The sequence below is a fragment of the Pseudomonas abietaniphila genome (genome assembly GCF_900100795.1).
In the GTDB taxonomy this organism is placed as follows: Bacteria; Pseudomonadota; Gammaproteobacteria; order Pseudomonadales; family Pseudomonadaceae; genus Aquipseudomonas; species Aquipseudomonas abietaniphila.
This window is the reverse complement of sequence record NZ_FNCO01000002.1, coordinates 753200-766006: the sequence shown is the minus strand read 5'-3', so window position 1 is coordinate 766006 and position 12807 is coordinate 753200. Positions and strand designations below refer to the sequence as shown.

Genomic DNA, 12807 nt, shown 5'->3' with positions numbered 1-12807 from the left:
CAACGGCCTCAGTCCGGTACAATTCCGAGACCAGATAATGAGTCTGTAATTTGTCCAACTTTCGGGGGTCAGTTCACGAAGGCGGAACAGTTTGGCCTCCAGGCCAAACCTATCCGCACCACCCAAATCCAACCGATCCACCCACCACCTTAGCGTCACCCAAAAAAACACCCCGAACGCACAAGCCCCCGAGGTGTTGAAGTTCGCGATGACGCCATTCAGCTGCTACGCCCGTTGCTTAAAACCAACGATCAAAAACACCACCAGCGCCAGCACCGGCAGACCCGTCCCCAGCGCGATCACGCCCTGCCAACCATGATGCTCATACAGCCCGCTGGCCAGCGCCGAACCGATTGCGCCACCGACAAAAATGCTCGTCATGTACAACGCGTTCAAACGCCCTCGGCTCGCCGGATCCAGCGCATAGATCGCCCGTTGACCCAACACCATGCTCATCTGCACCGCAAAGTCCAGCAAGACGCCGGTCACCGCCAGGCCGATCACACTGTAGCCCGGGTCTTTGAGACCCAACAGAAACGCGACGGGGGCAAGCACTAGTGCCACCAGCGAAGCCCGTTGCGTAAGGCCCTTGTCGGCTAACCGACCCGCAATCGGCGCGGCGATTGCGCCCATCGCACCCACCAGCGCGAATACGGCGATCTGGGTCTGTGACAAGCCGAAACGACGCGCCAGTTCCATCGGCACTGCGGTCCAGAACAAGCTGAATGCCGCGAACAGCAGCCCCTGATACAGCGCCCGCTGGCGCAGTACCGCATGCCGACGCATCAGAGTCATCAGCGATTTCAACAATTCACCGTAAGACGCTTTGTGGTCAGGCACCCGTTTCGGGATGGTCAGCGCCAGCACGGCGACGATCGCCAGCATCACCCCGGCGGCGTACAGGAACACCGCGCGCCAGCCGAAATGGTCGGCCACCAGGCTCGACAGCGGACGGGCGAGCAGGATGCCCAATAACAGGCCACTCATGATGTTGCCCACCACCTGGCCGCGAGACTGCTCGGGCGCCAGGTGGGCTGCCAGCGGAATCAGCATTTGCACCGATACCGAGCTGAAGCCGATGACCAGCGAAACCAGGAGGAACCCGTTGGCGTGTTGCAGCGTCGCGGCCGCCAACAGGCTAGCGCCCGCCACCACGGCGGTGGCGATCATCAGTTTGCGGTTTTCGACAAGGTCGGACAGCGGCACCAGAAACAGCAAGCCCAATGCATACCCGATCTGGGTCAGCGACACGATGAGACTGGCATTGCTGGACGAGAGGCCAAGGTCCGGCGCAATCAACTCAACGATGGGCTGGGCGTAGTAAAGATTGGCGACGATGGCGCCGCAGCAAAATGCAAAAAGCAGCACCATGGCGCGGGACAGCCCTTGCGCGGGTGCTTTGAGCGTGGAGGTCAGGGGAGTGGTCATGTCTGTCTGCTCAGTCAGTTGCGGGAGATGAGTCGATCGGTCATCGACGATTGGCTGAGACGTTAAAGCAGACGTTGAAACTGGAGAATGGGACGGCTGCGCAAAGCCGTATTGCTCGTTATGCAACGACAGATCGCTGTATTAACAACTAATGATCGGCCAATAATGGCCTACCGTTTTTGGCGGGTGATCAGGTGTTAGATCAATTACTTCGTAGTCACTACCCCTACGGGTAATATCGATCATTGTCGTTTACTGATTAGATGAAGACTGACTAAAAATGGATCAGCTGCGTTGTACGTGTGCACGGGCGAATGACTTCGTGCCTGCGTTCGGCGATCTCAGGGCGTGCGAATCCAATCTAAGGACTGCGTGAATACGATGATAAGTCTCGGTCAGGCTATGGTGTCCCTGGACCTCAGGGACCTTTTCAAAGACGGCGTTGCTCTGCGCATTGGCACTCGCGCGTTCGATATTCTCGAACTGCTGATCCGTCATCAGGGGCAATTGGTGAGCAAGGAACAGATCCTGCAGCGGGTCTGGCCTGACACGATCGTCGAAGAAAATAACCTCCAAGTGCACATCTCTGCATTGCGCAAGGCGCTGGGCAGCGATCGTGACCTGATTCGTACGATTCCCGGACGCGGCTACCTGTTGCTGGGCGGCGAGGGTGGTTTCGTCGAGGACGTGGGGCCTGAAGAGGTCCGCACGGCGCAGTGGCATCAAGGCGTGCTTGGCAACCGGTTGCCGGCGGGTGTCGAGCTGGTTGGACGCGCGTCTTTGCTGGGTGAGGTCAACGCGGCATTGAGCGACCACCATGCGCTGATCACGCTCATCGGTCCGGGCGGTGTCGGCAAGACCAGCCTGGCGGTGGAATTGGGACGGCAGCGGCTGGAGGGCCAGTCGTCTGCGGTGTATTTCGTTGCGCTGGCCGAGTTGGAACACTCTGAAAGTCTGCTAGATGCATTCTTCCAGGCGTTGGGAATCGACGTTTGCCCCGCTGATCCGCTGGTGTTTCTGATTCAACAGCTGGCTCAGCGCTCCGGCCTGCTCATCCTGGACAACTGTGAACACCTGATCGATCAGGTGGCTGCGCTGGTGGAGGCGATCCTGCGGGGTGCGCCGGGTGTGCGGATCCTGGCGACCAGCCGTGAACCGCTGCGTATCGGCGGCGAGCGCAGTCTTCAGGTGCCGCCGCTGACCTCGCCGGAGCCGGACGCCACCCGTGATGCCATTCTGCGCAGCGACTCGGCACAGCTGTTTTTGCGGCACTGGAGAGCGCTGGATTGTCAGGTTGCAAGCACCCCCGATGCCGAGCTGGATGACTACAGCATCGATCTGGTGGGTGAGGTCTGTCGGCGTCTCGACGGTGTCCCGCTGGCGCTCGAAATGGCCGCCGCCCGGGCGTGTGCGTTGGGTTTGTACCAGTTGGTCGGAAGTCTGGACGAGAGCATGCACCTGCTGTCTGCCAGTCTGCGAACGGCGCCGCCTCGTCAGCAGACCCTGCAGGCGTCCCTGTCCTGGAGTTACCGCCTGTTGAGTCGCGACGAGCGCACCGTGCTCAGGCAATTGGCCGATCTGGACGGACGCTTTACCCTGGAGCAGGCTTGCAATGCTCTGCAGCGCGCGACCCTGTCCCGCAGCTGCGTGATGGACTGCATGGTCAGGCTGGCGACCAAGTCGTTGCTGATGGTGTCGGCGCAGGGGCCGTTCCGGTTTTACCGGATGCTGGCCGCGACCCGCACCTGCCTGCGGCTAGGCCTTGGCGCGGAACGGGCAAGCGACGCGCTCAACCCTGACCCCCGTGCCCCGGATCTCCCGTCGTCGCTGGCGAACCTGCACGCCGCCAGGGCTGTTTCCGTCGGGCCCGACGGGTATCATGCTCGACATCAGAGAGCGCTGGCGGTCGGCCGCTGAATTGACGGAAGAACGTATGAGAGCAACACCCAGGGTATACGTGGTGGACGACGATGCAGCCATCCGCACCGCATTGCAGCGGTTGCTCAGCTCCGAGGACATTGCCTGCAGCGTTTTCGACAGCGCCGAAGCCTTTCTCGCCCATCCGTTGGAGGAGGCTCCGACGTGCCTGCTGCTGGATGTGAATCTGGCCCAGGGCACCGGCTTCGACCTGCAGGCTGAACTGACGGTTCGAGGCCAGCAATTCCCGATTATTTTCATGACCGGTTACGGCACCATCGCCATGTCGGTGAAAGCCATCAAGGCCGGCGCCCATGAATTTTTGACCAAGCCGTTCGAGCCTGAGCAACTGCTCGATCTGGTCCGTGAAGCGTTGACCAACGACGCGCTGAATCTGACCGAGCGTTGCCTGACCTGTAATGTCAAAGCGCGTTTCAACAGCCTGACGCCGAGAGAGAAACAGGTCATGGGTTTGTTGATTACCGGCAAAATGAATAAACAGATCGCGGTGGAGTTGGGCACCAGTGAAGTCACAGCCAAAGTTCATAAAAAGCACGTGATGACAAAAATGAATGCTCGCAATGTCATCGAACTTCTGAAGATGCACGAGCGTATCGCTGTATTGCCTCAATAACTCACCGCACAAATATCCATGTGCGTAAAGAAGGTAGTTGGTATGTCACGTGACATGCAACTTGTGCCAATTATCAACACCACAAAGTTCGGTTTATGATCCTCTTCATTACTGCGCAGGGTGATGCCGTTCTGCCGGTTCTTTTTGCAGCAGGTGAACGCTGCAATGTGCATGGCCAATACCGTGAACGTCATCAAGGATTTTCATGAGCAGTGCTTACAATGCGCCAGTCGGGCTGATGTCGGGCTCGGGACCGTTCGGGCCCGGGTGGCAGGATCAGCTTGTCTGGACATTGTTGCTCACGGACGGCGCGCTTTCTCACTACCGGGTCCGGCTTGCCGCGGATCCGCAGCAACATTGGCGAATCGTCAGAGCGGTTGGCGGTGCGACGGACGACATAGCCCGTCGCCTTGTCCATGAGTTCGGCCTTGCCGACAGGCTTCTGCCGGGGTGGTCACTGCAACCCCTGGCGCTGCTCTCCTCAGAGACCGGCCCGTTGCTGGTGTTGAGCGATCCGGGTGGGCAGTCGCTTCACGAACTGGCCGATCAACCGGTGTCCATCGAACGTTTTTTGCACTTGGCGATAGGCGCCGCCACTGCGCTCTTCGAAACCCATGCCAATGGCCTGCTGCACCGGGACATCAAACCCTGCAACCTGATAGAAGGCGCTGACGGGGTCGTGCGCCTGAGCGGTTTCGGTCTGAGCGTAGACGCTTACACGGCAGCGGCTTTGCCCATTTCTGACTCGATCTGCGGAACGCTGGCCTATATGTCTCCTGAGCAGGCACGCAGGGTCGAACGCCATGCCGATCAGCGCAGCGACCTTTATGCGCTGGGTATGACGTTCTACGAGTGGCTGGCGGGGCGCCTGCCGTTCGAGGCCCTTGATGCGGTGGAGTGGGTCTATTGCCATGTGGCGCGTCAGCCGCCGGCGCTGACTGAATTTCGTGGCGACATTCCGCAGCCCTTGTCGCAACTGGTACTGAAGCTGATCGCAAAGAACCCGGATGATCGCTATCAGAGCGCAGGAAGCCTGCTGGCGGATTTGCGTTCGTGCAAATGCCAATGGCGGCAGTTCAAGGACATCCCCGATCTGGGGCTCGATCCCGACAAGCACCGTGGCTCGGCCTGGGGCCAGGACCGCACGGCGCAGACCCGCCACCAGGAAGCGATGCTGGCTTCGCGTACGTCGGTCGTCATTCCCGGAGGCCAGGATACGCTGGACCTGACGTCGGTGATGAAGGCCGCGCAGGCGTTGTCCGAGGAAACCGATCAGGACCGGTTGATCGAAATGCTCATGAGCACCACGATCATGCACGCTGGCGCGCAGCGAGCGTTGCTATTGTTGGTCAAAAACGACGCCCCGATCATCTGTGCCACCGGGCAGAGCTGTGCCACCGGGCTGGAAGTTCAGTTAGTGCAGCATGCTCCCGGCAAGCACCATCTGCCCTTGTCGATCCTGTATCGGGTCATGCGCACCCACCAGCGGCTGGTGGTCGACGACGTCAGTGTCGACGATTACTTTGGCGATGACGAATACCTTGCCAAGGCGCCTGTCCGTTCCGCGCTGTGCCTGCCGTTGCTCCAGCAAGGGCAGTTGATTGGCGTGCTCTACCTGGAAAACAACCTGGCCGCCGGGGTGTTTACCGTCGGGCGCACCGGGGTGTTGGAGTTGCTCGCCGGGCAAGCGGCCATCTCACTGGAAACTGCCAGACTGCACCATCAGCTCAAGGAAGAAAACGCCCGTCGCCAGGACATCGAAACCGCGCTGCACAATGCCCGCGCCAAGCTGGCGCAGGTGTCACAGGTCACGGTGATGGGTGAACTGGCGGCTTCGATTGCCCACGAAATCAATCAGCCGCTGGCATCGATGGTGTCCAACGCCGCGGCGAGTCTGCGCTGGCTGAACCGCGCGACACCGCAGATCGGCGAAGCGATGTCGGGACTACGGGACATTGTTCAGGAAGGCCGCCGGGCGGGTGAAATCGTCAACGCGCTGCAGTCGCTGGCGCGCCAGGGCACCCATCAGCGGCGGCGTCTGCTGATCAATGACGTGATTCGCCATGTGGTGACACTGACGCTGGTGGAAGTCGAGCAGCAGCGCGTGCTGATGACCACGCACCTCACACCTTCGCCATTGCAGGTCATCGGTTCGGGCGTGCAGTTGCAGCAAGTGGTGCTGAACCTGATTCTCAATGCGGTGGACGCCATGAGTGCAGGCGATCACGTGCTGCGCCGGCTGTCGATCACCAGCGACGTGGTGGGCAGTGATTGTCTGGTGGTCAGCGTTGAAGACACGGGGCCGGGCATCGATCACGAGAACCAGGACAAGGTGTTCAATGCCTTTTTCACCACCAAGGACAAAGGCATGGGCATGGGGCTGGCGATCTGTCGCTCGATCATCCATGCCCACGGCGGGCAGTTGTATGTGATGCCGGCGAGGTATGGCGGCACGACCTTCGTCTTCACCTTGCCTGCTGCCGTGTAGGGCTGTCCGACACCGGGTTCAATACGGCCATTTCGACGCCAGCAACTGCTCGCAAAAGCCGCCGACCTGCATGTGCCGGTCATGGAATGCCAGCACGTCCGCGTTGATTGTGCCGAAGGTGCTGTGCGGTCGATGCAGTTGTCCCAGTGCGAGCGTGTGCAAAAACTTGATTTTGAACCCCGGCTCACGGGGGAATTCGCGGAGTATGCGGCTGATTGCGCCGGGACACAGCGCCTGACCGTACGTGCCGAGCATGTCGGTGTCCACGGCGGCGGAGAGTAGTGCGGTGATCGGTGGCTTGTGCTCTGGAATCCCGGGTGTGGTGTGCAGCGCGACCGCATCCCAGACCTGGGCAATGTCCTCGCGGGAGCGGCCGTAGCCGCTGAGAAATTCCGCTGCGGCGTCGGCGCTGTCGATCTCATAGCGTTGCTGGGAATGACGGTACAGCGCCGTGACACCGATCCGCAGGAACAGCGCGCCAATGTAGAGCAGCTCGGGGTCATGGCGCAGTTCACGGCTGTTGCCCAACAGCCGGGCAAACACGAACGTACGCCTGGCCGCATCGAACAGCAGCCTGGATTGTGTGTCGCGCATCAGCTCGGTCGCCGCGCGTGCCATCGCGCTGTCGGGGATCGGGATTCCTGCAACGTATCGAGTGGTCACTTGCGTCCCTCGCAGCGAACCGAACCTCTGAGGAGAGTGACGATAAACCCCTCCACCGGCAGCGTCATTGGCGGTCGCCCTTAATTGTTCTTAAGACGTCTGCGTCCAGAGGTTTGAGCACGCTGCCTTATTAACCCTTCAGAACGTTTAATACCCCGAGAAGGACTTTAAGGCGGTGCCCGACCAGACTCCAGAAATCGTCTACGATGACCTGGAGAGCCCGGAATGAACGCAATCAACCCGTTACTGTTTCGTTCGCTACTGGCGTCCCTGCGTTCCCTGCCAGATGACGAGCACGTCGCGCTCGAACAGGTGATGCGCGAACTCTCGGCACACTGGGTCCCGGAGGCCGCCCAGCAACAACCGCATCCTCCGTGCGATCGGGTGGCGCTTTCGCCCTGGCAGGAACGCCGCGCCAAGGAACTGATGTCCAGCCAGATGGACAAGGGCTTGTCCATCGCCCGCATCGCCAGCGAATGTTCCTTGTCTCGCAGCCATTTCTCCAGGGCCTTCAAGAAAAACACCGGGCTTTCGCCACGTGACTGGTATCTGCAGATGCGTCTGGACAAGGCGAGGGGGCTGCTCAGCGATTCCGGGCTGACCATTTCGCAGATCAGCCTGGATTGCGGGTTTGCCGATCAGTCGCACTTCACTCGAGTGTTCAGTCGTATGACCGGCGTCACGCCGTTCAACTGGCGACGCTCGATGGCCACGGCGCCCTTGTGCTGCGCCGAGTGAAGCCTGATCGCTGAGCCTGTGCGCGCCTGTTTGAGAGCCGGCGCGCTTGCACAACGATGCGCTTTGACGTTTACCCGCTGTGCGAATACCGATCATTTGAGCAGGTCGAGCGGGTACTGCACGACGATGTACAAGCGATCAATGTCATCGCCGCCTTGAGCATCGTTGCCGCGGTGCGAGACGTGAGACACGTCCAGCGACAGGTCCTTGGCCGGACCGGACTGCACCACGTACTTGAGGTCGATATCGCGTTCCCAATGACGTCCGCCTTTGCCCTGAATGGGCTGATAACGACCTGACGCCTCGTCGAACGGTTGGTACACCGCGCCTTGTGGTGCATGGGTGCCGTCGATCTGGCTGCCGCGCACGTAGCGGGTCATGAATTTCAGGCCTGGCAGACCGAACAACGCCGCATCCAGGTCGTAGCGCAGCTGCCACGATTGCTCGTGCGCGCCATTGAAGTCGGCGTACTTGATCGAGTTGGCGAGGTAGATCGAGTCACCGCCGACGAAGTCGAAGGGCGTGTCGCCATCGATCTTCTGCCAGGCTAGGGTAAACGCCTGGGCACCGAGGCTGTACTTGGCGGACAGGCTGTAGGCGGTGTTATCGATGGCCCCGGCACGCGCGCTGCCCTGATCCAGCGTGCGGTAGAGATTGCTGTCCAGCAGCAGCGAGCTGTTGTCCGACAGCACGTCGATGTAGTGCAGATTGCCGTAGTACTGGCGCCAGGTGTCGGTGAGCTGCGACGCGTAGACGGAACCGCCGACCGGCGTGCTGTCGGTGGTTTCCACGCCTGCCAGGCTGATCGCGCGACCACGGGTGGTGGCGCCGTAGCCATCGAAGTCGCCCCGCGAGGTGGACGCGTTTTCGTTCTTGAACGAGGTGAAATGCCCCGCCACCAGCTTCAGGCCTTCAACGTCACGGCTGTCGAGAAACAACCCACTGGCGTACTCCGGCTGCAAGCGTTTGTCACCGGTGTCGAGCACCGGCGTTTCCACCTCCATCTCGCCGATCTTCAGGGTGGTTTTCGACAGGCGCAGTTTCAGCGCGCCACCTGCATCCGAGTAGTCGTCCTCGGCGCGGCCGTCGCTGTCCAGCGGCAGCAGGCCGGTTCCTGCACGTCCGCGCCCGCTGTCGAGTTTCAACCCATAAAATCCGTGGGCATCGACGCCCACACCCAGCGTGCCCTGGGTGAAGCCTGACTGCAGGTTGGCGATGAAGCCTTGCGCCCATTCCTGCCGGTAGCTCTGATCGGGATGCCCGGTGCGGTAGTCGTTCTGCAGAAAGAAGTTACGCGCCAGCACGTTTAACGAGGTGTCGGCCAGGAAGCCGTGCTCTGTGTCGTCGGTGGCCGCCATCAGGTCGGTGGAACATGCGAGTAATGCCAGGGTGAGCAGCGACAATCGGCTTGCCATGAATCGGCCTTCTAGAGGTAAATCGGAAACAGGCGAGCAATCTGACAGGTGCACAGCAGAGCGGATTGTTGCGCTGTGCGCTTTTTAGTCCGGCGGTGCTCTGCAGGCGGTTGCCGATCCAAAAATGCGCCTGTTCGCGTCAAGAGCACATTTGTTCAATTCCCTGGCGGAATGGCGGTGTATATCTGGCAAACTTCTGTCTCGCGCAGGCATTTGTTCACGCCTCCCTCCCTGACAACCGGAACCGCTCAATGAATCGCAACGATCTGCGTCGCGTCGACATGAACTTGCTGGTGATCTTCGAAGCTTTGATGTTCGAACGAAACCTGACCCGTGTGGCCGAGAAGCTGTTCATGGGGCAACCGGCAATCAGTGCCGCGCTGGCGCGTTTGCGCGATCTTTTCGATGATCCTTTGCTGTTGCGCAACGGTCGGGCGATGGAGCCGACCGCCCGCGCGCTGGACATCCTCAAAGAGCTGCAACCGGCGCTGGACACTATCTCCGGCGCAGTGAGCCGTGCGAAGGAGTTCGACCCGAGCACCAGTTGCGACGTGTTCCGCATCGGCTTGTCCGACGATGCAGAGTTCGGGTTGTTTCCGCCGTTGCTCACCCAGCTGCGTGAAGAAGCACCGGGCATCATCGTCGTGGTGCGTCGGGCCAACTTTCTGCTCATGCCGGCGTTGCTGGCGTCGGGCGAAATCTCGGTCGGGATCAGCTACACCACCGAGTTGCCCGCCAACGCCAAGCGCAAGAAGCTGCGCGACATTGGTTGCAAGGTGCTGCGCGGTGACAAACGCCCCGGCACCTTGACGCTGGACGATTACTGCGAGCGTCCACACACCATGGTGTCGTTCTCGGGGGATCTGACCGGCAACATTGACATCGACCTGGCCAAAGTCGGCCGGGCGAGAAGGGTGGTGGTGGCCGTGCCGCAATTCAGTGGTCTGCGGGCATTGCTGGCCGGCACCGAACTGATCGCCACGGTTCCGGATTACGCCGCGTGTGCGTTGGTGGAAGGCTGTGCCCTACGTGCCGAAGACCCGCCGTTCCCGATCGAGCCGGCTGAGCTGTCGATGGTCTGGAGCGGCGTCCACGACAATGACCCCGCCGAGCGCTGGCTGCGTTCACGCATCACCGAATTCATGTCCCAGGAAACCCGGCCCATGCCGTGAGACGCGGGGTTCGTAGATTCGCCTCCCGCAGGGCGCTCCTACGCCTTCGGCAGAGGCAACGCGTCAGGTGGCAGGCCTTTGATTCGGTCGTAGGGCGTAGGCGCGTGGCTTGTCTCTGGGCCGCATCCGGACGATCTGCTGCGCAGCAGCAGTCACACCAGACAACCTCGGCTCTTTCGGGCCCATCGCCTCCCTGGACTCACGGCGACATCACGCATCCTCAATCCGGATCACCTCATCGGTCACTTCCTCAAGCTGGCGCACGACCTGGTAGATATGCGCCACCGCCAGCAAGGTCGGACGCGGGATGTGTTTGCCGGGTCTGACCTTGTACAGCGTGCGTGCCAGCCAGATGCTTTGCACCACGGGTATGCCGGCTTTTTTGGCGCGGGCAATCAGCGCCAGCGCGTCGTCGTCTTCGCCTTTGCAATGAATCAGCGGCAGCGGCGTCTGCCCCGGTCGGTAGTACAGGGCAACCGCATAGTGCGTCGGGTTCACCACCAGCATGTCGGCGTCCTCAACCGGTTTCGGCGGTGCGGTCGGGGCCTGGTTCAGCAGTTCGTGCGCCAGCTGTCGACGATGGCCTTTGACGTGCGGGTCGCCCTCGGACTGCTTGTATTCCTTTTTGATGTCCTCATGGCTCATCCGCAACTTCTTTGCATGGAAATACTTTTGCAGGGCAAAGTCGACGCCGCCGATCACCAGCAGCAACCCCAGTGTCGCCCGCAGGATGTGCCGGAACAGTTGCAGCAGCGAATGCCAGTAGGTCGTCAGGTCAGTGTTGGAGAGCAGAATCAGAGCGCCGAGCGACGGTTTCACCACGGCGTACAAGGTTGCCGCAATCGCGGTCGCCTTAAGCACGCTGAGCAACAGGTTCGTCAGGTTCTGCGCCGAGAACATTTGTTTGGCATGGGAGAAGGGGTTGATCTTGTTGATGTCCATCTTCAGGGCCTTGGGGGCGAAGAGGAAACCGATCTGCATCCAGCTGCCGACCAGTCGCATCAAGACCGCCACGCCCACGCTGCTGAGGATAAAGCCGATCAGTGTCGTCAGGCCCTCGCTCGCCACCTGCTCGAGGGTGTGCATGAAAGGCTGGCCGATTCCCTCAAACGAGAGTGACATCAGGTGCTGCAAACGCGCCACGCTTTCATCCGCAAGACCCAAGGTGACTTCGCTGACCACCAGCAGCACCAGCAGCTTACTCAGGTCCTGGCTCTGCCCGACCTGACCCTTTTCCCGCGCGTCGCGCAGCTGTTTGGGCGTGGCTTTTTCTGTTTTTTCGCTCACGGCACCGGCACCAGTTGGATCAACAGATGCTTGAGGTCGGCCAGTTGCAGGATCTGACCGTTACCCAATTCCAACAAGGTGGGCAGGTAGATCAGCAGAAAAGCGATGCCCGCCATGCTTTTCGCCGGCATGGCCAGGATCGACACGTTCAGCTGCTGCGCGTACAGACCGATGATCGCCAATGCAGCCTCGATCAACAGCAAGAGCCCAATGAACGGCGCGGCGTACAGCATCATGTGTTGCAGCGTCTGATTCAGTTGCTCAAGGAAGAGGTCCAGTCCATCGATGGTCATGCCCGGCAACCACGCGGTGGGCGGCCAGACCTGATAGCTGTCCCAGATCACCTGGGTGATCAATGAAAGGCCGCCCGAGAGGATCACCAGCATGATCAGGGTTTCCTGAAACAGCTCGCCCAGCGGTGTGGCGTCCGGGCCGAGCGCGGGGTTGAGCTGGCCGCCACTCAACGCACCCCGCTGGCTGTCCAGCAGGGCGCCGACCGAGGCGAACATCCAGAACGGCGCATACAGCAGCAGGCCCAGCAGCGTTCCGAGCACCGCTTCCTTAAGCAGCAGCGCGCCGATCGAAAACCAGTCGTCATTGAGTGCAGACAGCGCGCGGCTGATCGCCGGCGCCGGAACCATCGAGACCACCAGCACCACCGCGTAGCGCAACGGGCCTTTGAGATACTTGAAGCAAAAGGCGGGCACCAGAATCATGCACGGCAACAGCCGAGCCGCCGCCAGGCCCATGCCCAGCATCAGTTCGAACAGCCCCTGTGCGTCGAAAGGCATCTAGTGCACGCCCCCGGAACGGGCGATGAGGTCGAACGCCATGTTGATGAACTGGATCAGCTCGACGCCGATCCAGCGTCCAGTCATCGCAAGGGTCAGGCCGACCGCCGCGAGTTTGATGCCGAAGGGCAGGGTCTGGTCCTGGATCTGCATCAATGCCTGCACCAGCGAGGTGATCACGCCCACCAGTACAGCGACACCCAGCGGCGGCGCCGTGAGGATGACCACCAGAAACATGCCTTGCTTGAACAACGCCAACGCTTCCATGACCGCC

Annotated in this window: 12 protein-coding genes; 5 read left to right on the top strand and 7 right to left on the bottom strand. The window is 60.9% G+C overall.

The features are described from left to right. Positions 1-225 precede the first annotated feature (225 nt). Positions 226-1428, bottom strand: a complete 1203-nt coding sequence (locus BLS87_RS06865; protein ID WP_074751328.1) for an MFS transporter — start codon at positions 1426-1428, stop codon at positions 226-228. A 381-nt stretch (positions 1429-1809) separates the two neighbouring features. Between BLS87_RS06865 and BLS87_RS06860 the strand changes: the two genes are divergently transcribed. Then, on the top strand, positions 1810-3345 hold the full coding sequence (locus BLS87_RS06860) for an ATP-binding protein (protein ID WP_083370621.1): 1536 nt from the start codon (positions 1810-1812) through the stop codon (positions 3343-3345). Between the two features lie 16 nt (positions 3346-3361). Next, positions 3362-3979 (top strand): response regulator transcription factor, encoded by a 618-nt coding sequence (locus BLS87_RS06855; protein WP_074751322.1) that lies wholly within the window; start codon positions 3362-3364, stop codon positions 3977-3979. Here BLS87_RS06855 and BLS87_RS06850 read toward each other — a convergent pair. Further along, the gene (locus tag BLS87_RS06850; RefSeq protein ID WP_074751321.1) at positions 3973-4173 is read right to left on the bottom strand and encodes a hypothetical protein; all 201 of its coding nucleotides are present in this window, start codon (positions 4171-4173) and stop codon (positions 3973-3975) included. The genes BLS87_RS06855 and BLS87_RS06850 overlap by 7 nt on opposite strands. 11 nt (positions 4174-4184) lie before the next feature. Here BLS87_RS06850 and BLS87_RS06845 point away from each other — a divergent pair, with 11 nt between their 5' ends. Continuing rightward, positions 4185-6467 carry an ATP-binding protein gene (locus BLS87_RS06845; protein WP_074751319.1) on the top strand — a complete coding sequence of 761 codons (2283 nt, stop codon included), beginning with the start codon at positions 4185-4187 and terminating at the stop codon, positions 6465-6467. Positions 6468-6485: 18 nt separating this feature from the next. Here BLS87_RS06845 and BLS87_RS06840 read toward each other — a convergent pair whose 3' ends face one another. Further along, positions 6486-7130 (bottom strand): phosphohydrolase, encoded by a 645-nt coding sequence (locus tag BLS87_RS06840; protein ID WP_143024315.1) that lies wholly within the window; start codon positions 7128-7130, stop codon positions 6486-6488. 225 nt (positions 7131-7355) lie between these two features. On the opposite strand from BLS87_RS06840, the gene BLS87_RS06835 reads away from it, so the two are divergent. Beyond that, positions 7356-7868, top strand: a complete 513-nt coding sequence (locus BLS87_RS06835) for a helix-turn-helix domain-containing protein (RefSeq protein ID WP_074751316.1) — start codon at positions 7356-7358, stop codon at positions 7866-7868. Positions 7869-7960: 92 nt separating this feature from the next. On the opposite strand, the gene BLS87_RS06830 is transcribed toward BLS87_RS06835, so the two are convergent. Further along, positions 7961-9283 carry an OprD family porin gene (locus BLS87_RS06830; RefSeq protein ID WP_083370620.1) on the bottom strand — a complete coding sequence of 441 codons (1323 nt, stop codon included), beginning with the start codon at positions 9281-9283 and terminating at the stop codon, positions 7961-7963. A 251-nt stretch (positions 9284-9534) separates the two neighbouring features. Between BLS87_RS06830 and BLS87_RS06825 the strand changes: the two genes are divergently transcribed. After that, entirely contained in the window at positions 9535-10455 is a 921-nt protein-coding gene (locus BLS87_RS06825) for a LysR family transcriptional regulator (protein WP_074751315.1), read from the top strand. A gap of 210 nt (positions 10456-10665) precedes the next feature. On the opposite strand, the gene sctU is transcribed toward BLS87_RS06825, so the two are convergent. The 3 genes from sctU to sctS are packed head-to-tail and all read right to left on the bottom strand — an operon-like array spanning position 10666 to position 12800. Further along, the gene (gene sctU, locus BLS87_RS06820) at positions 10666-11742 is read right to left on the bottom strand and encodes a type III secretion system export apparatus subunit SctU (RefSeq protein WP_074751313.1); all 1077 of its coding nucleotides are present in this window, start codon (positions 11740-11742) and stop codon (positions 10666-10668) included. Continuing rightward, the gene (gene sctT / locus BLS87_RS06815) at positions 11739-12533 is read right to left on the bottom strand and encodes a type III secretion system export apparatus subunit SctT (protein ID WP_074751311.1); all 795 of its coding nucleotides are present in this window, start codon (positions 12531-12533) and stop codon (positions 11739-11741) included. The genes sctU and sctT overlap by 4 nt, the downstream gene beginning before the upstream one ends. Then, positions 12534-12800, bottom strand: a complete 267-nt coding sequence (sctS, locus tag BLS87_RS06810) for a type III secretion system export apparatus subunit SctS (RefSeq protein ID WP_062381833.1) — start codon at positions 12798-12800, stop codon at positions 12534-12536. It abuts the gene before it with no gap. Positions 12801-12807 lie beyond the last annotated feature (7 nt).